This is a genomic window from Nitrospira sp. (assembly GCA_024760545.1).
GTDB lineage: Bacteria > Nitrospirota > Nitrospiria > Nitrospirales > Nitrospiraceae > Nitrospira_D.
Map to the genome: position 1 here is coordinate 4,116,619 of CP060501.1, position 15,784 is coordinate 4,132,402.

Consider the following 15,784-nt stretch of genomic DNA (forward strand, 5'->3'; position numbering starts at 1 on the left):
GAGAAAGGGTGGGCATGGAACGACGAGCTGCTTCGCATACCGAAGAAGAGGAGATGAACCAACGCCGTAAATTGTTGAATGCGGCAAGGCGAGGCGACACGAAAGCCATCAGTAAACTGTTCGAGCTCTATCAAGTTCGCGTGCTCAGTGGAGATCAGCTGGCAAAGGTCAACAAAACGTCCATGTATATGGCTCCCGTTAAGAACTCACATGGGAGCAAGTCCAAGGCTCTGGACAAAAAGGCGAAATCGACCGCTTCGGCGGCGGTGAAGAATGCGAAGACGGTTCCAGCGAAACCAGCCCATAAAAAGCCGGTCAAAGCAGCTAAAGGCACATCCAAGCATAAGTGAAGGACGATTAGACTACTGCACAACCACTCTTAACCCTCCCCCTGCGAGTTTTGCCGCAATATCATTCGCCTGTTCCGTCGACCCGGCGAAGACGATCGCCTCTCCGTCGTGATCGATACGCCAAGCCAATTCAAATGCTTTGGTGGAAGTCATGCCGGGAATGAACCGGCAAAAGAGCTCGATGACTTGTTGGTAGGTGTGACAATCGCAGTTGTACACGACCACGCGCGACTCGAATCCGACGTCCAAGCCGATTTGCACATCTTCACTGGTTCCCGGAATCGTCTGTGGTGTGGAGGGTGTCGGCATCGAACAGAAATTCTAGCAGATCCGATGGAAAGGGTTCCTTTTTAAGCTGTTCGATCGCGAATCAGTAAACCGGATTTCTACACCTTGTCCATATCGATCACTTCGGTCGCGTCCCATAGGTTTTTCAATTCGGCGTCGGCTAATTCTTTCTCTCGATCCTCGGCAGTTTCTGCGCCAAACGTTTGGGCTGGTGGGCTCGATGCCGCGCTCGTGGGCGTATCCGCAGGAGCCGGCAATGTAGCCGGATGAGAGCGGCGACGTTTCTTCGTCGGATCCATATTTACCGGCATGACGTGCTCTCCGAAACTTCTGTTAGTGTCCTCCGGTTGCGAGCGTCTTGTCAATCCGGGAAGCGCTCGTTCATGTGAGACGGTACAATCAGGATAACCTTGCCGGACTCATGATGCGTCTGGCCCTGACTCACTCAAAAGAGTTTCTCCGCCACGGTATCGGCATAGTGCCGTCCCAAGGGAGTGAGCCAAACTCGATCCCGATCCGAGTTGAGCAATCCGGACTCCACAAGTTCGTCGATCTGAAGATCTCGCTCTGCCTGTTGAATTGTCCTTTGTGGGACACCGCGAAGGAGGCGCAGCCCGAATACCAGGGCGTCTCGCTGGCGCTCGGAGGTCGAAAGCGGTGTGCGATCCGTTATCGGCGGACACTGGGTGCTCAGCATGTCCGCATAGGCTTCGAGATCCGCAACGTTCCCAAATCTGGTTCCATCGAGATAGGACTGAGCGCTTGGGCCAAGTCCCAGATAGTCACCACCGGTCCAGTACAGCAAATTGTGCCGGCAGGCGAATCCGGGCTTGGCATAGTTGGAAATCTCATAGCGCGAAAATCCTGCCTCAGTGAGGAGGCCTTCTGCCGCGGACTCCATGTCGGTTTGAAGCGCATCATCGGCGGGCACGATGAGGTTTCGCGCCACGTCATGTGCGAGCCGTGTACCGTCTTCAACCGTAAGCGAGTAACAAGAGATATGCGATGGTTCAAGCGTCAGGAGCGATTCCAACGTATTCGTCCAATCCGTCAATGACTGACCCGGTAACCCGTACATCAGATCGAGGTTGACATTTGTAAACCCGGCGCGGCGCGCGGCCTGAACGGCAGTTGCCGTGTCCTGAACCCGTCCAAAGCGTCCAATGGGCGCAAAATCCTGGTCGTTCATCGATTCCGCCCCGAGACTGATCCGATTGAATCCGGCATCAGCTAAGACCGAAAGATCTTCGACAGTGACGGTAGATGGATGAGCTTCCACTGTGATTTCCGCTATCGGACTGGTCGGCCATGTGTCTCGAATCAGATTCAGAAGCGCGGCCAGGTGATCGGCGGGAAGGGACGTCGGCGTCCCGCCGCCGAAATAGATACTGTGCAGGGATCGACCGTTCAGAAACTCTTGCCGGCGATAGAGCGCCATCTCTTGGACGAGGGCGGAACGAAATCGGGCCATACGATCGGATTGAGCGATCTCCAGGTAGAAGGCGCAGAAATGGCACCGACGGCGACAGAAGGGGACATGAATATACAGGCCGATATCCACTGGGGCTGTCATCGTTCGAATGACAATGGAAGAGGCTTGGAAAAATCTCTCGTCAAGACAACCTCGATCTCATCTGTCGGGGACACCCCTCGGTTGCGGATGTGGGAAGCCCACCCTCCCTGCTGACGGAGCGATTCAAAGACGGTCTTGATCAGTTGCGGTTTGATGCGAGCTTCCCACTCGCGCACCCAGCTGTGCGCATCCTCGTCGCCGGCATAATCGTCAGGGAACGAAGCTTCGAGTGAGAAGCGAAGGACGAAAGATTTTTCTTCTTGATACATAGAGTTCCTGTCGTTGCCATTCAGCCGGTGTGATTTTATAATACGGGCTCACACTAAGGAGTCGTGACCTATGCCTATCTTCGAATATGTGTGCCGTGAATGCAATCATCGTTTTGAGTTGCTGACCCATGGATCGACGGCGGCAGTCTGCCCCAAATGCAAGGCCACCGAGCTCGACAAGCAGTTTTCCTCCTTTGGAGTGGGGGCCACGGCTGGCTGGGCTTCATCAGGCGGGTCAGGTGCCTGCGGCAGTTGCGGTGATCCCCGAGGACCCGGCGCCTGCTCGATGAACTAGCCACATTATTCATGCGCGCTTCTACTGCAACCGTCAAGACGCCGCTGCGACAGGCTTGGCCGCGCGCAAGCTCACGGCCAAGCGGGCAGGCTCGCCGCTCGGGCGGTCGACATACTGTTTCAAGTATGCCTCCCTTCCTTGCGACTCCGCGTGCCCGTCTCGCGTGGCGCCTTGGCGGTTTCGTTGCGAACCGCTATGAACAATGTGGGCTGAACCATCCATGAGCATGGCGGGTGAACAGGCGCTGCAACAGGCGATCTCGACTATTTTGCAGTCCGATCCTCTGATCAAGCTGCTGCAACAAGTACGATTGGGCCGCATGAAATCGGCGGACGCGGGATTGCGCGCTGTGACGGAATCGTGGCTCGGCATCTATGGCAAGGCGCTGACCACGGATGGCCTGACTCAATCCGGCCTTCGGCGACTGAATCCCGCCCCTCGACTTGGGGTCCTTGTCGAGACCGGGGTGCTCACCGACGAACACGCGGGCGTCATGGCCCTGAGGGCCTCTTACGATGAACTGCTTGCTCGCGCTCCTGTTGAGTAGGCTCCTCGCCCCCCTGCTTTCGCTCCTGTGCTTGTCTGATCTGATCCTTGCGCCGGCTGGAGTACGATCGGAAGATGCGGCGGGACTTCATCCCCTGAAGATGATTCCCTTGGCGCAGCTTGATTCTCTCTTACCATCGGGTACTCATCTCTTGATCGAACGGAGCGCCATTGAGGCGTTTCTGACGGCGTTGGAAGGGGCGCCTCCCGACTGGGCCGCGGTGTATGGCTCCGGCCACCATGATCCAGGCCATGACGATCGGCTCTTCAACCTGAATCGTGAGCGGGATGCAGCTCGCGAAGGGAATCCGGCTCTCAACCGGCATGTGGCATTTGTGTGGACCGGAGAATTGTCGCAATTCGATCCGGAGACCAAGGGGTATTCGGTGGCGGTCGGGCCTGAGTTCAATGCAACAGGTTGGGGGATGGTCCGATTCAAGCCCGAGGAGTTGCCGAGCAATCTGCGGGTACGACCGGACAACACACTCGCTGATCTCATCCGCAGGCGCCTCGCCGGACATGAGAAGGTGGAAGTGATTGTCGTAATGGCCGGTGCTTTGAGTCCTTCCGAGTCGATCATCTACGACTTCTCGCACGACGAGGAAGGCGTTGGTTTGATCATGCCCGTGGTGAGGGTCGAGCAGGTGGAGGTTGTATTCAGAAAACCATAAGCGCCCTGATGTTCGCGAAAGATAAGGTCTGTTGCCCCTAGACAAGGATAGCCGGCTAGTGTGCGTCGTTGGCGCAGCGAAACCCGGTCCCACTGGGGCGGCTGTCCATCGTTCCCCAATCACGATCGCTTGTTCGAAGGCTTGCCGCGGGTTTCAGCCATGACCCGCCGCGCATGGCTTTGATCGCCCCTCGACTTGGACCCTGAGGATCGCTCAGAGGCGCATTCCGGTAATAGTTCGGATCGTACCAGTCCTGCACCCATTCCGCTGCATTGCCGGCCATGCCGAATACACCGTAAGGGCTGACCGATTGGGGAAAGCGGTCCACCGGCATCGTCAAGATTTCTCCCTGTATGCCTTTTTCTTTGGCCAGACGAGCTCCGTCGCCCCTGATCCAGAAGGCGTCCCATTCCGCTCCGCTGTTGAACTCGATCGTTCGTTGTGCCCAATAGCTGGCGCTGTTGGCTTGTGTAAAGTCCCAGTCGTTTCCCCAGGGGTATCGCCGGCCGTCGGTTCCGCGCGCCGCCTTTTCCCATTCGGCTTCAGTGGGCAGGCGTTTCCCGGCCCAATGACAATAGGCGTCGGCATCTTCCCAACTCACGTTGACGACGGGATGGTCTTCGATGCCGGGAATAGGCCGATCGTGTGCCCAAAGCGTCGCGGCTTGGCTCGAGTTCGCCGGAGCGCGATGACCGGTCCCTCGAACGAATGCGGCATAGGCCTCGTTGGTCACCTCGTAACGGTCGAGTAGGTACCCACTGAGAAGGACACGACGTTCCGGGTGTTCGTCAGGAAAGCCGTCGCTCCCCTCGGGCGTTCCCATCGTAAACTCTCCGGAAGGAATCAAGACCATGTCGCTCGGAATTTCTGCGCCGTCAGCGGGCGGTTGATGGCCGACGGCGATCAACAGCACGCACAACCGGACAAGAAACCCTATCATTGGGGCTTTGTGAGACGGCAGACCTTGGCGACGGCATCGCGATAGGTCAGCCACAACGACAAGCTTCGTTTGACGCACGTCAGGACCGATGGTCGAAGCGCCGGCGGTGTGTAGTTCACGACCATGTCATACGCATCATATCGATGTCCTGCTTCAACCAGTTGGTGGGCTCGAACCAGGTCCATGCGGTTGGACGAAACACCATGATGACGGACGAGGGGGTGAATGCCGACGATGGATTCGATGTCTTCGGCGCTTTTCTTCTTCGACGGGGCACGAAGTTCTTGGCGATCCTTCACACTCCCTTCGACGAACACCGTCAAGGTTGCAGCGGCAAACACCCAATGGCGGTGGTTGGACATTCTCTCCAGCCAGGCTCGATAGATTCGGGCCGCGGGCAGGAGATGATCGCGTTCGAAATCCTTACGGCTGAAACCCAACCCTTCCATCATCGTCAGGAAAAGTTCAGGATGGGATTTCCCCAACGAGAGACCTCCGGTCTCTTCCTCGTAGATGTTTTCGGCCAACATGTGACGGACCGGAAAGGGCGGGTTCTTTCCCAGGATCCGCGCCAAGTAGACCGGAAAGTCTCGAACATAGACGGCGTACTCGTGCTGGAAGTGAGTCTTGAGCTGGGATTTGGTGAGCCTGCCCGAAGAAAAATGCTCCCAGGCCCAGTGATGTTTGGTGTCCATGATATCGAGAAGCGCTTCAAGGAACACAGATTTCTTCATGCGCGTGGACACGATACCTTGCCTTCTTGGGTCGTGCGTCGTTACAATTTGGGTCGAAGGGAACAGCCGATGAACCCGATCACGATACAGAATCCCGACGAAATCCTGAATGTGTTGGCCGACGTCACCCTTCGTGGGGCCGGTTTTACGACCGATTCGTTACTCGACTATGTGTTGGAAGAGGGGTTTACCGAACCCATCTTCCTCAATGCCAGCGGTGAAGATCCTACCGCCTTCTTCAAGGGCCAGCCGAACGCATGGGCGATCTACCAAGTCCGTGAATGGAAACGCGTGCTCACCATTTCGGGAGGTCCAGGCCAGGAACGGCGTGCCCGAATCACGGAAACGCCGTGACATCTTTTTGAGTGTAAAGAGATGGGCGGCAAAGTGCAATCAATGGAAGGGTTTCAAGCATACATGAGCGAGCAGTAAGCGGCGTATGCGGCGGATGATCCATCTCACCAACGCGCAGGACGTCGGCGAGCTCGCGATGATCAAAAGCTTGCTCGACGGCAACCGCATCGCATACGTCGTCCATGGTGAACATGTCAGCAGCTTGTATCCGGGGATGCCGTTCTTTGTGAGCCGCATCTTGGTCGATGTGGCCGATCAGGTTCGTGCCGAAGTGTTGTTGAGCCGGCTCCGGCTCTCCATTCGCGAGACACAGGCCTAACGCTGCCGCCCGGTAGCCTACGGCTGGATTTTGGGGTGGGGTTTCTCGGTCGGGAAGTCGCGAGAGCGGCGTTCGCCGGATCCTTCGTACCATCCGCCGATCAGGATTCCCTCTTCGAAATAGAGATAGCGGTGACGGACGACCGCCGCGCTTTCCCAATCCTCGAAGATCCATTCCTCTTGCCGTATTCCGTCTTTGGTGAAGGTGGTATTGATCGTCTGTGGCCCACCCCAGGACTGCAGCACCTGCTCCTTGCTCATGCCCACCATGACACGGTGTTGTTCGATGTGTTTCTGAAAGTCAGGGTCGCCAAGCTGAACGATCAGCGGCCAAATCACCGCCATGAGGACAAAGAGTGCGAGACCGGCATAGATGATGATCCTCACCGGGCGGCGGCGAATAAACGACGGTTCTTCGGGTTGTGATTCGGGCAAAGCCGGCTGAAGGTCGGTGGTCATGATGTCTCGCGAAAGCGGCGCATGCTAACAACGGCGTGTGATGGAGTCAAGGAATGGGCTGTTTTCAGTAATCAATTCCAAATGCCGGGCGAAACGATATACTGACAGCTATGTCGTATCGAGAATACCGGAGCGTCATTTCGGTCTGCTTGGCCGCTGCGTTCGCCGTCTGGCACTGGGGCGTCGTCGAGGTGCACGCTGCCACCGTGTATTCCTACATCGATGATCAAGGGACCCCGGTCTTTACCGACTCACCGGAGACGATTCCTGAAAAGTATCGCGCCAAGGTCAAGACTCACGAGCGTCCCGATCCGGTGAAAAAGTCGCCCTCAGTGGTGGATACGGTACGGGATACGGTCAAAGAACAGGTCAAAGGTTTCGGGTTTCAGCTGCCTTCGGTCGATATGAAGAATCCCAGTTGGACTCAGTCGCCCATTCTGACTTATGCCGGTATTGCGGCGATGGTCCTGTTGATTATCATGTATTTGAGCAAAAACAGTCCCATGATCCGGTTGCTGGCCATGGGTCTGCTGATCGTCATTGCGATCGGCACTCCCGTGCTCATGTATACGAGCGACGGGGGTCCGATGGATACCATGAAGAAGAAGGCCGCTGCATCGGGACAAGCTCAACTGGATCGCCTACAACAAGTTCCGCAGTAAGTCCCATCACTTCCAGTAGAATACTGTCGATCATTCCGAATATTTTGGAACGGGAACAGGCCTGGCTCGCGGTTTATCGGGAGTTAGTCGCTGGTTGAATTGATCAGAATATGGATTGGTCATGGGCTCATGGGTGTGCCGCTGGCGCTGCGTCACCAAGGCAAGGCTTTGCGCACTGATTTCCACACGATCGATCAGGGCATCGGTTGTGAGCCGGTCGGGAAGACCTTGCAATGAGAATAATTGAAAGCACAGGGTCCAATCGAGCTGATCCTTGCCGTGTTCTCTCACGATGAAACGCGCTTCCGGTGAGGGCTGGCCTTTGAACAACAACAACCAAATGTTGGATCGAAAGGCAGGGCTGGTTGCATCGGCCGAAGGACGAAACTCTGAGATGATGGCCGGGAGCCGGCTGATCGGCACAGCCGGGGATAATTCGATGTCCACCAGCCGCACGATCAACGGTCGGTTTTCTTCGTGATCGTTCGGATCGACTATGTAGCTGAAGGAATAGCGGATATCGATGCCCTCACGCTTGTAGGTGTACACATCTTCACCGTTTTCTGGGGAGACCAGCTTGCTGAAGTAGTTAGACCAATCGGCGATCGGGTAATAGGTGAAGACTCGCAGCGCGGATTTTCGGTCCCGTACCGCCTGCGGCATGCCAAGTTTGTCGTGCAGTTCTTTCTGGGAGAGCCCTAAAAAGCCATCCTCGAAATAGGCCGCCGCATGAGAGAGGCCCGGAAGGAGGATAGGGATTCCAAGGACGATCAACGCCGCCAGAGTTCTCGCGGCAACCTGAGGAATTGACATGGCTCCCCATGGTATGCGGATCGGCCGAAAGGTGTCAATTTGCAGTCTGGCTTCTTCACGAGTGGCCGACTGTCGGAGCCGTTGGCGTGCTGAACACCTTATCTCATCGATCACATATCTCTGGAAAGCGGCGCCTGCTACACCGTAAAACCTCTGTTGATAGACTTGCCAGGAACACTTTGCTCCAGTAGGATCAGGCGCAATATCTGATTGTGAAAGAAGGGGGTTTTGGCAATGGCGTCCGCGCCGGGAAGCAGCGAGCTCGAACGGCTTCTACATGAGCGGATTCTCATCCTCGACGGAGCGATGGGCACGATGATCCAGCAACGGAAGCTGGATGAGGCCGCCTTTCGCGGGGTCCGATTCAAAGATTGGAAGAAGGATCTCAAGGGTCACAACGACCTGTTGAACCTCACGCAGCCCACGGTTATTGAAGAGATCCATCGGCAGTATCTGGAAGCCGGCGCGGATATTATCGAGACAAATACGTTCAATTCTCAGTCGATCTCGCTGGCGGATTACGGGATGGACACCCTGGGCTATGAATTGGCCAAAGCGGGAGCGGAGTGTGCCCGACGGGCAGCCGTGGCCGTAGAGCAGGCCCAGCCGGGACGGCGCTGTTTTGTAGCGGGAGCGATCGGACCGACCACAAAGACCTCGTCGATTTCCACCGACGTCAATAGTCCTGCTTCACGTGGGACGACTTATGAAGAGCTGGTCACAGCCTATGACCAACAAGTGAGGGGTTTGCTCGACGGTGGCGTCGATCTCCTGCTCGTGGAGACCATCTTCGACACGTTGAATGCCAAGGCGGCATTCTTTGCGATCCAACAGGTGTTCGCGTCCGGCGCGCGGCGGGTCCCGATTATGGCGTCGGTCACGTTCATTCAAGCCGGCAGCAATCGTGGTGTGACCGGCCAAACCGTCGAGGCGTTCTGGAATTCCATCTCCCATGTGCCGTTGTTGAGTGTGGGGATGAATTGTGCGCTCGGTCCCAAAGAGATGCGTCCTCTGATCGAAGAATTGTCGCAGATCGCGCCGATCTACGTGAGCGCGCATCCCAACGCGGGCCTTCCGAATCCGTTGTTACCGACCGGATTTCCCGAGACGCCGGAAACGTTGGCCCCCCAGCTCCGGGAATGGGCGGAAAACGGGTGGCTGAACATCGTCGGCGGTTGTTGCGGCACGACGCCGCCTCATATCAAGCAGATTGCGGAAGCTGTGCGCGGGGTGAAACCGCATGCCCTCTCAAAAGTCGAGCCATACACACGACTGAGCGGTCTTGAAGCCGTCACCATTCGGCCGGACTCAAACTTCGTCAACATCGGCGAGCGAACGAACGTGACCGGCTCGCCTGCCTTCGCGAAGCTGATTCTGGCCGGCGATTATGAAGCGGCACTGTCGGTGGCGCGGCAACAGGTCGAGGGCGGCGCCCAAATTGTCGATGTGAACATGGATGAAGGCATGCTCGATTCCAGGGCGGCGATGGAAAAGTTTCTTCGCTTAGTCGCCTCGGAGCCGGATATCTGCAAAGTGCCCATCATGGTCGACAGCTCAAAGTGGGAGGTGCTTGAGACCGGCCTGAGAAATATTCAAGGCAAGGCCGTCGTGAATAGTATCAGTTTGAAGGAAGGCGAGCAGAAATTCATCGACCAGGCGACGCTCGTCCGTCGCTACGGTGCAGCGGTCGTCGTCATGGCGTTCGACGAACACGGCCAGGCGGACACACTGGAGCGCAAGAAGGAGATCTGCGCGCGCTCTTATAAGATCCTCACGGAGCAAGTCGGGTTTCCTCCGCAAGATATCATCTTCGATCCGAACATCCTGACCGTGGCGACGGGCATCGAGGAACACAATAACTATGCCGTGAATTTCATCGAGGCGGCGCGCTGGATCAAACAGAACCTGCCGGGTGCGAAAGTCAGCGGAGGCATCAGCAATATTTCGTTCTCGTTCCGAGGAAACAACGTGGTGCGGGAAGCCATGCACGCAGCGTTCCTCTATCATGCCATCAAAGCCGGGCTTGATATGGGCATCGTCAATGCCGGCCAATTGGCAGTCTACCAGGAGGTTCCTAAAGACTTACTTGAGCTGGTGGAAGACGTGTTGCTCAACCGGCGGCCGGATGCCACCGAACGTCTGGTGACGTTCGCGGAAACCGTGAAGGCGAAAGGGAAAACGGTTGCCAAGGACGATGAATGGCGCCAAGGGACGGTAGAGGAACGGTTATCCCATGCGCTCATCAAGGGCATTACGGACTACATCGATCAGGATACAGAGGAGGCACGTCGGAACTATGCCAAACCGTTGGAGGTGATCGAAGGACCGTTGATGGCCGGCATGAACGTCGTCGGCGATTTGTTCGGTTCAGGCAAGATGTTCCTGCCTCAGGTCGTCAAGAGCGCCCGTGTGATGAAAAAGGCCGTGGCCTATCTCATGCCGTTCATGGAAGAAGAAAAGAAGCGGACCGGTAATTTTCAGGCGCAGGGCAAGATCTTGCTCGCCACCGTCAAGGGCGATGTCCACGATATCGGGAAAAACATCGTCGGCGTCGTGCTTGGCTGCAACAACTATGAAGTCATCGATCTCGGCGTGATGGTGCCGTGCGAGAAGATTTTAGCCGCGGCTCGAGAGAATAAACCCGACATCATCGGCTTGAGTGGGCTCATCACTCCATCACTTGACGAAATGGTCCATGTGGCGAAGGAAATGACGCGCGAAGGCTTTGACCTGCCGCTCTTGATCGGTGGCGCGACGACCAGTAAGGCGCACACGGCGGTCAAGATCGCGCCTTCTTATGAACCGGGCGTGGTCCACGTCTTGGATGCGTCACGAGCGGTGGGTGTCGTGGGAAGTCTGGTCAGCCGAACGCAGAAGCCAGATTTCGTGAAACGAGTGCGGGACGACTATGAGCGAGTGAGACAATCGCACCGCGATCGAGGCGAGAAACCGCTCGTCTCGATCGCCCACGCGCGCGCCAATCGGTTCATATCGGACTGGGAAAAGACCGATATTCCCATGCCGTCGGCATTGGGCGTCCGGATGGTCCTCGATCAATCGTTGGTCGAACTGATTCCCTATATCGACTGGTCGCCGTTCTTTCACACGTGGGAATTGAGAGGACGCTATCCGACGATCTTTGAGGATCCAACCGTCGGCCCCAAAGCCAAGGAACTGTACGACGATGCGCGGCGTCTCCTCGATGAGATTGTTCAGAAGGGACAACTCAAGGCCAAGGGCGTCTATGGATTCTTCCCCGCATCGAGCGTTGGAGACGACATTGAGCTCTATCAAGATCTGTCTCGGAGGACCGTCCTCACGACGATCCATCATCTGCGTCAGCAATCGGAAAAGCCGACGGGACAGCCCAATCTGTCATTGGCCGACTATGTCGCGCCGAAGGAATCAGGCCGGCAGGACTACATGGGAGCTTTCGCCGTTACGGCCGGCATTGGGCTGGACGAACTGTGTAGGCGGTTTGATAAAGACCATGACGACTACAATTCGATCATGGCCAAGGCCCTCGCGGACCGCTTGGCTGAAGCCTTTGCTGAATTTCTCCATAAACGGGTCCGAGGAGAGTGGGGGTATGGCAAGAAAGAACAATTGACAAATGAGGATTTGATCCGTGAACGATACCGTGGCATCCGTCCCGCACCAGGGTATCCGGCCTGTCCGGATCATACCGAGAAACGGATACTGTTTGATCTCTTGTCGGCGGAAAAGCATGCCGGAATCATCCTGACCGAGAGCTTTGCCATGTTGCCAGCCGCGGCGGTAAGCGGGTTCTATTTTGCCCATCCGGACGCCAAATACTTTGCCGTGGGCAAGATCGGGAAAGATCAAGTCGAAGACTACGCCCACCGTAAGGGAATGGACCTCCGCACCGTCGAACGCTGGCTCTCGCCCAATCTGAACTACGAACCGGCCTGACGTTACTCTAGAACATCGACGATCGGCCTGCTGACCACGGATGCCGAGGAACCCCTGCGAGACGTCGTGCCACAGACCTCTAGGCTGTTGTCAGTGAGATGGCAGGCGCATTTCACACTTGAATAATTCTATCGGACAGTGGCTTACTATCGGCTCACTGCCGCAGGCCACGTAAGTCGTCCTTGTTTCCACGGCCTGTAGTCGTAAGTTCGGGTACATGCTCCGAAGCGATGGGTACGCAGAGGAGCAGAAGACGAGAACGGATGCCTCTCTTCATCGGCCGAAACTATCCAATGCCCCATGGAAGCGTTCAAATCTGTCTTGCGATGAGGGCTCGATGACGGCCAAATTCTTGATCGTAGACGATGACCACGACATCATCGAATCGCTCAAAAACCGTCTCAAATGGATCGGTCACGAGGTGGTCACGGCAACGGACGGCCATGCCGCGCTCGAGGTCATCGAGAAAGAATCCCCTGATCTCATGCTCCTCGACTTGGAAATGCCCCATGTGTCGGGGCTCGATGTTCTCGCCCGACTGGCTGCCTGGCGCAGCCAGAAGGAAAAGAGCAAACCCTTCCTTGATCAGCCCGTCGCTATCGTCATGACGGCGTTTGCGACCGTGAACAGCGCAGTCGAAGCCATGAGGCTCGGCGCGTTCGATTTTTTGACGAAGCCGTTCAAGATGGACCATCTCACCGTCGTCATCGACAAAGCGCTTGCCAACCTGTCACTCACACGTCGGGTCGAAACCTTGACCGTCGAACTCGATAAAGCATACGAAGTCGTCATGGGGAAGAGCGCTGCCATGAAGAGTGTGGTCGACATCGCCCGCCAAGCCGTTTGTTCTCCCGTCACGGTGTTATTGTTGGGAGAAACCGGTACGGGGAAGGAAGTCATCGCCCGCGCCATTCATCGGTGGAGCAACCGAGCATCGAAACCGTTCATGGTGGTCAATTGCGCGGCGATGCCCGAAAACCTGCTGGAGAATGAGTTGTTCGGGCATGAAAAGGGTGCGTTTACGGGAGCCACGACGAGAGAGATTGGGAAGATCGAAGCGGCAGACGACGGGACCATATTCCTCGATGAGATAGGGGACATGCCGCTCGCTCTTCAATCGAGACTGTTGCGTGTGTTGCAGGACCGGGAGTTCCACCGCATCGGCGGGCACCAGCATGTACGGACCAACGTACGGTTTATCGCGGCGACAAACAGAGACCTCCAAGCAGCCGTCAGGAACCAGGCCTTTCGCGCGGATCTCTACTTTCGATTGGACGTGATGACGCTGACGATGCCGCCACTCAGGGAGCGGGTGGAGGATATTCCGGAGCTGGCCCATCATTTTCTCGGTCAGCACGCGGCCACAGTGCGCAAACGAGGGATGAAGATCAGCCCGGAGGCGATGGCCTGTCTCTCACGCTATAGCTGGCCGGGCAACGTGCGGGAGTTGGAAAATGTCTTGGCTCGCGCCGTCATTCTCTGCGCGGACGATGCGATCAGGCCGGCCCATCTCCGTCTGTCGTCGCTGCAGCCTTACGAGGCAAATCACTTGAGTGAGGACGCGTCCGATTCTCTGTATTACGATGCGATGGATCGGTGTAGCCGGAAACTGATCGAAGAAGCGTTGAGCCGTGCCGGGTGGAACCAGACGAAAGCCGCAAAGGCGCTGGGCATCCAGCGAACCTATCTCACCAAACTGTTGCGCCAAAAGGGCATCTCAGGTCATCCTCCCCAGAACCGCTAAGGGGCCTTGCGCACCGGTGGCCCCGGCAAGCGGGGATTCCCATATGGGGAGGTATGTCGGGACATGAGAACCGGCTCCTCGTGATCAACCAAGCATGGGTTTGCCCCTGTCCATTTGACCAAGGTGAAGAAGAAACAGGCGCCCTGTCCCGCTACACTTTCCGCCCACAGGCGACCTCGATGAAGCTCAACCAAGTGTTTGGCGATCGGCAGGCCTAAGCCGGTTCCCCGTGTTTTAAGGGAGACGTGCTCCGATCGGTAAAACGGTTCGAAGATTCTCTCCGTTTCCCCGTGCGCAATTCCACACCCTGAATCTTGAACGGCGATTCGGACGAAGCCGTCGTCGGTCGGCTGTCCGGTGATCCGGATGATCCCGTGGTCCGGCGAAAATTTGACCGCGTTATGCAGGAGATTGGTCACGATTTGATGGAGCTTTTCGGCGTCCGCTTCGACCGAGGATAGTGTCGATGGAAACTGGACTTCGAAACGCAACTGTTTTCTGGCGGCAAGAGACTGTAACCCGTCGATTGCCTGAGCGACAACCAACGCCGTATTGACCGCGCGAAGATCCACTGTCGTCTCGCCCAGCTCAATTTTTGACAGATCGAGCAACTCCACGAGCAAGTGCTGGAGGCGCCCGATGTTCACTTGCACCCGTTCGAGCGTCTTCGCTTGCTCCGTTGTCAGCGGACCGTCGACACCCATCAGAAGGTTCTCGAGGCGGCAGGTAATCGAGGTCAATGGAGTCTTGATTTCGTGCGAAGCTGTGGAAACAAAGAATGACTTCCGTCGATCCAGTTCCCGAAGTTTGCTGTTGACGCGCCGCAGTTCCTCGGTTCTGGCCGCAATCGCGGTTTCCAACGTGTGATTCAGGTTGTGCAACGTGGTTTCACGTTCATGAATTGAATGGAGCATATGCGAGAAGACGCGGGTCAGGTCGCCGATTTCGTCGGAAGTCGTCGAGCGTAGGTCGATCTGGACGTTCCCGGCAGCGACACGGCTCGCAGCGTCCGTGAGGCGACGCAGCGACGTGGTGATGTGATGACTAAAGAAGCCAAGGAGGAGAAAACTTAAGACAAGAATGAGGACGGTAATTCCGATGGCCTCCCACATCAGTTTCCGGAGTTGCTCTTGCATCGAGAGGCTCGACATGCCCACTTCGACGATTCCCAGTAGAGGGCGGGGCGTCGTAGGCGTGCTCAAAACGGGCGCGTCGTATTGTTCGAAGAGGAGCCGCAAACTTGCATCCTGCGCGGTTGAGGACTCACTTTGGCGGATCGGGATGCCAATATCATAGTAGAGGGCGACATCTCGACCGACGAGCAAGGTCAGAATACTGGTGAGGGTAAAACCGCTTCTTGAGGAAAACATGGGGCGGCCATTCACGATGCGGACTTCACCGGTGACGGAAGATTCCAGGCGGAGAGACGGCAGAACCGGATTGACGGGAAGTACTGTGGACTGCGGCGTTGCCAGCAGGCGCTCCCACAGGCCTTTCCCGAGAGCCACCAGCGGCCGGCCGTCCGGCGTAAAAATGGACACGTAAGACACATCCTGAACGGCGAGGATTCCGCGAGCCAGCCGGACGAGCTCATCCCGGTCGCCCGTCACCACACCGTAGCGGCTGTTCACCGCGAGATTTTCGCCGAGGAGGCTGCCGCTTCTGTACAGCCCGCTTGTAATGCTGTCGATTTGCTGGCTGACCAAAAACCATCCGAGGGTGATGCAGGCTGCGCTGAGCAGCATCGCCGCCATGAGCATGAGTTGACCGCGAAGGCCATGCGGAACTCTGGGATATCGAAGCGGGGCGGATGAGACGAGGGGCAACTTTTCCAT

The 15,784-nt window shown here is 56.8% G+C and carries 18 protein-coding genes; 9 read left to right on the plus strand and 9 right to left on the minus strand.

Translation table 11 applies throughout. From position 1 onward, the window contains the following. Positions 1-14 precede the first annotated feature (14 nt). Entirely contained in the window at positions 15-350 is a 336-nt protein-coding gene (locus tag H8K03_19440; protein ID UVT19928.1) for a hypothetical protein, read from the plus strand. Between the two features lie 12 nt (positions 351-362). On the opposite strand, the gene H8K03_19445 is transcribed toward H8K03_19440, so the two are convergent. From H8K03_19445 to H8K03_19460, 4 genes are all read right to left on the minus strand, one after another. After that, complete coding sequence (locus H8K03_19445) at positions 363-659, minus strand: ATP-dependent Clp protease adaptor ClpS (protein ID UVT19929.1); 297 nt, start codon at positions 657-659, stop codon at positions 363-365. 77 nt (positions 660-736) lie between these two features. Continuing rightward, a complete protein-coding gene (locus H8K03_19450; protein UVT19930.1) occupies positions 737-949 on the minus strand; it encodes a hypothetical protein in 213 nt (70 codons plus the stop codon). Between the two features lie 134 nt (positions 950-1,083). Further along, positions 1,084-2,199 carry a radical SAM family heme chaperone HemW gene (gene hemW, locus H8K03_19455; GenBank protein UVT19931.1) on the minus strand — a complete coding sequence of 372 codons (1,116 nt, stop codon included), beginning with the start codon at positions 2,197-2,199 and terminating at the stop codon, positions 1,084-1,086. A gap of 8 nt (positions 2,200-2,207) precedes the next feature. Beyond that, the gene (locus tag H8K03_19460) at positions 2,208-2,480 is read right to left on the minus strand and encodes a hypothetical protein (protein ID UVT19932.1); all 273 of its coding nucleotides are present in this window, start codon (positions 2,478-2,480) and stop codon (positions 2,208-2,210) included. Positions 2,481-2,550: 70 nt separating this feature from the next. On the opposite strand from H8K03_19460, the gene H8K03_19465 reads away from it, so the two are divergent. The 3 genes from H8K03_19465 (at position 2,551) to H8K03_19475 (ending at position 3,992) form a co-directional block, all read left to right on the plus strand. Beyond that, positions 2,551-2,775, plus strand: coding sequence for a zinc ribbon domain-containing protein (locus H8K03_19465; protein UVT19933.1), 225 nt, complete (start codon positions 2,551-2,553; stop codon positions 2,773-2,775). A 220-nt stretch (positions 2,776-2,995) separates the two neighbouring features. Next, entirely contained in the window at positions 2,996-3,322 is a 327-nt protein-coding gene (locus tag H8K03_19470; protein ID UVT19934.1) for a hypothetical protein, read from the plus strand. Beyond that, entirely contained in the window at positions 3,291-3,992 is a 702-nt protein-coding gene (locus H8K03_19475; protein UVT19935.1) for a hypothetical protein, read from the plus strand. The genes H8K03_19470 and H8K03_19475 overlap by 32 nt, the downstream gene beginning before the upstream one ends. 55 nt (positions 3,993-4,047) lie before the next feature. On the opposite strand, the gene H8K03_19480 is transcribed toward H8K03_19475, so the two are convergent. Further along, on the minus strand, positions 4,048-4,932 hold the full coding sequence (locus H8K03_19480) for a formylglycine-generating enzyme family protein (protein ID UVT19936.1): 885 nt from the start codon (positions 4,930-4,932) through the stop codon (positions 4,048-4,050). Further along, positions 4,929-5,666, minus strand: a complete 738-nt coding sequence (locus H8K03_19485) for an iron-containing redox enzyme family protein (protein UVT22549.1) — start codon at positions 5,664-5,666, stop codon at positions 4,929-4,931. Before H8K03_19485 ends, H8K03_19480 begins: the two co-directional genes overlap by 4 nt. A gap of 69 nt (positions 5,667-5,735) precedes the next feature. Between H8K03_19485 and H8K03_19490 the strand changes: the two genes are divergently transcribed. Together H8K03_19490 and H8K03_19495 are read left to right on the plus strand one after the other, a co-directional pair. Continuing rightward, the gene (locus tag H8K03_19490; protein UVT19937.1) at positions 5,736-6,020 is read left to right on the plus strand and encodes a hypothetical protein; all 285 of its coding nucleotides are present in this window, start codon (positions 5,736-5,738) and stop codon (positions 6,018-6,020) included. Between the two features lie 85 nt (positions 6,021-6,105). After that, positions 6,106-6,339 (plus strand): DUF2007 domain-containing protein, encoded by a 234-nt coding sequence (locus H8K03_19495; protein ID UVT19938.1) that lies wholly within the window; start codon positions 6,106-6,108, stop codon positions 6,337-6,339. 17 nt (positions 6,340-6,356) lie between these two features. On the opposite strand, the gene H8K03_19500 is transcribed toward H8K03_19495, so the two are convergent. Beyond that, positions 6,357-6,797 (minus strand): hypothetical protein, encoded by a 441-nt coding sequence (locus H8K03_19500; GenBank protein UVT19939.1) that lies wholly within the window; start codon positions 6,795-6,797, stop codon positions 6,357-6,359. Between the two features lie 110 nt (positions 6,798-6,907). Between H8K03_19500 and H8K03_19505 the strand changes: the two genes are divergently transcribed. Next, complete coding sequence (locus tag H8K03_19505; protein UVT19940.1) at positions 6,908-7,459, plus strand: DUF4124 domain-containing protein; 552 nt, start codon at positions 6,908-6,910, stop codon at positions 7,457-7,459. 30 nt (positions 7,460-7,489) lie between these two features. Here H8K03_19505 and H8K03_19510 read toward each other — a convergent pair whose 3' ends face one another. Continuing rightward, positions 7,490-8,272 carry a hypothetical protein gene (locus H8K03_19510; GenBank protein ID UVT19941.1) on the minus strand — a complete coding sequence of 261 codons (783 nt, stop codon included), beginning with the start codon at positions 8,270-8,272 and terminating at the stop codon, positions 7,490-7,492. 234 nt (positions 8,273-8,506) lie between these two features. Here H8K03_19510 and metH point away from each other — a divergent pair, with 234 nt between their 5' ends. Both metH and H8K03_19520 read left to right on the plus strand, forming a co-directional pair. Continuing rightward, positions 8,507-12,205: a methionine synthase gene (metH, locus tag H8K03_19515; protein ID UVT19942.1), complete on the plus strand. Its 3,699-nt coding sequence runs from the start codon at positions 8,507-8,509 to the stop codon at positions 12,203-12,205. A 337-nt stretch (positions 12,206-12,542) separates the two neighbouring features. Then, complete coding sequence (locus H8K03_19520; protein UVT19943.1) at positions 12,543-13,949, plus strand: sigma-54-dependent Fis family transcriptional regulator; 1,407 nt, start codon at positions 12,543-12,545, stop codon at positions 13,947-13,949. On the opposite strand, the gene H8K03_19525 is transcribed toward H8K03_19520, so the two are convergent. After that, complete coding sequence (locus H8K03_19525; protein UVT19944.1) at positions 13,946-15,784, minus strand: HAMP domain-containing histidine kinase; 1,839 nt, start codon at positions 15,782-15,784, stop codon at positions 13,946-13,948. The genes H8K03_19520 and H8K03_19525 overlap by 4 nt on opposite strands.

What these genes read in the sequence shown, in the direction of transcription:
- H8K03_19440 (UVT19928.1), top strand. Translation starts at nt 15, where the DNA reads ATGGAACGACGAGCTGCTTCGCATACCGAAGAAGAGGAGATGAACCAA.
- H8K03_19445 (UVT19929.1), bottom strand. Translation starts at nt 659, where the DNA reads ATGCCGACACCCTCCACACCACAGACGATTCCGGGAACCAGTGAAGAT.
- H8K03_19450 (UVT19930.1), bottom strand. Translation starts at nt 949, where the DNA reads ATGCCGGTAAATATGGATCCGACGAAGAAACGTCGCCGCTCTCATCCG.
- H8K03_19460 (UVT19932.1), bottom strand. Translation starts at nt 2,480, where the DNA reads ATGTATCAAGAAGAAAAATCTTTCGTCCTTCGCTTCTCACTCGAAGCT.
- H8K03_19465 (UVT19933.1), top strand. Translation starts at nt 2,551, where the DNA reads ATGCCTATCTTCGAATATGTGTGCCGTGAATGCAATCATCGTTTTGAG.
- H8K03_19470 (UVT19934.1), top strand. Translation starts at nt 2,996, where the DNA reads ATGAGCATGGCGGGTGAACAGGCGCTGCAACAGGCGATCTCGACTATT.
- H8K03_19475 (UVT19935.1), top strand. Translation starts at nt 3,291, where the DNA reads ATGAACTGCTTGCTCGCGCTCCTGTTGAGTAGGCTCCTCGCCCCCCTG.
- H8K03_19480 (UVT19936.1), bottom strand. Translation starts at nt 4,932, where the DNA reads ATGATAGGGTTTCTTGTCCGGTTGTGCGTGCTGTTGATCGCCGTCGGC.
- H8K03_19485 (UVT22549.1), bottom strand. Translation starts at nt 5,666, where the DNA reads ATGAAGAAATCTGTGTTCCTTGAAGCGCTTCTCGATATCATGGACACC.
- H8K03_19490 (UVT19937.1), top strand. Translation starts at nt 5,736, where the DNA reads ATGAACCCGATCACGATACAGAATCCCGACGAAATCCTGAATGTGTTG.
- H8K03_19495 (UVT19938.1), top strand. Translation starts at nt 6,106, where the DNA reads ATGCGGCGGATGATCCATCTCACCAACGCGCAGGACGTCGGCGAGCTC.
- H8K03_19500 (UVT19939.1), bottom strand. Translation starts at nt 6,797, where the DNA reads ATGACCACCGACCTTCAGCCGGCTTTGCCCGAATCACAACCCGAAGAA.
- H8K03_19505 (UVT19940.1), top strand. Translation starts at nt 6,908, where the DNA reads ATGTCGTATCGAGAATACCGGAGCGTCATTTCGGTCTGCTTGGCCGCT.
- H8K03_19510 (UVT19941.1), bottom strand. Translation starts at nt 8,272, where the DNA reads ATGTCAATTCCTCAGGTTGCCGCGAGAACTCTGGCGGCGTTGATCGTC.
- metH (UVT19942.1), top strand. Translation starts at nt 8,507, where the DNA reads ATGGCGTCCGCGCCGGGAAGCAGCGAGCTCGAACGGCTTCTACATGAG.
- H8K03_19520 (UVT19943.1), top strand. Translation starts at nt 12,543, where the DNA reads ATGACGGCCAAATTCTTGATCGTAGACGATGACCACGACATCATCGAA.
- H8K03_19525 (UVT19944.1), bottom strand. Translation starts at nt 15,784, where the DNA reads ATGGAAAAGTTGCCCCTCGTCTCATCCGCCCCGCTTCGATATCCCAGA.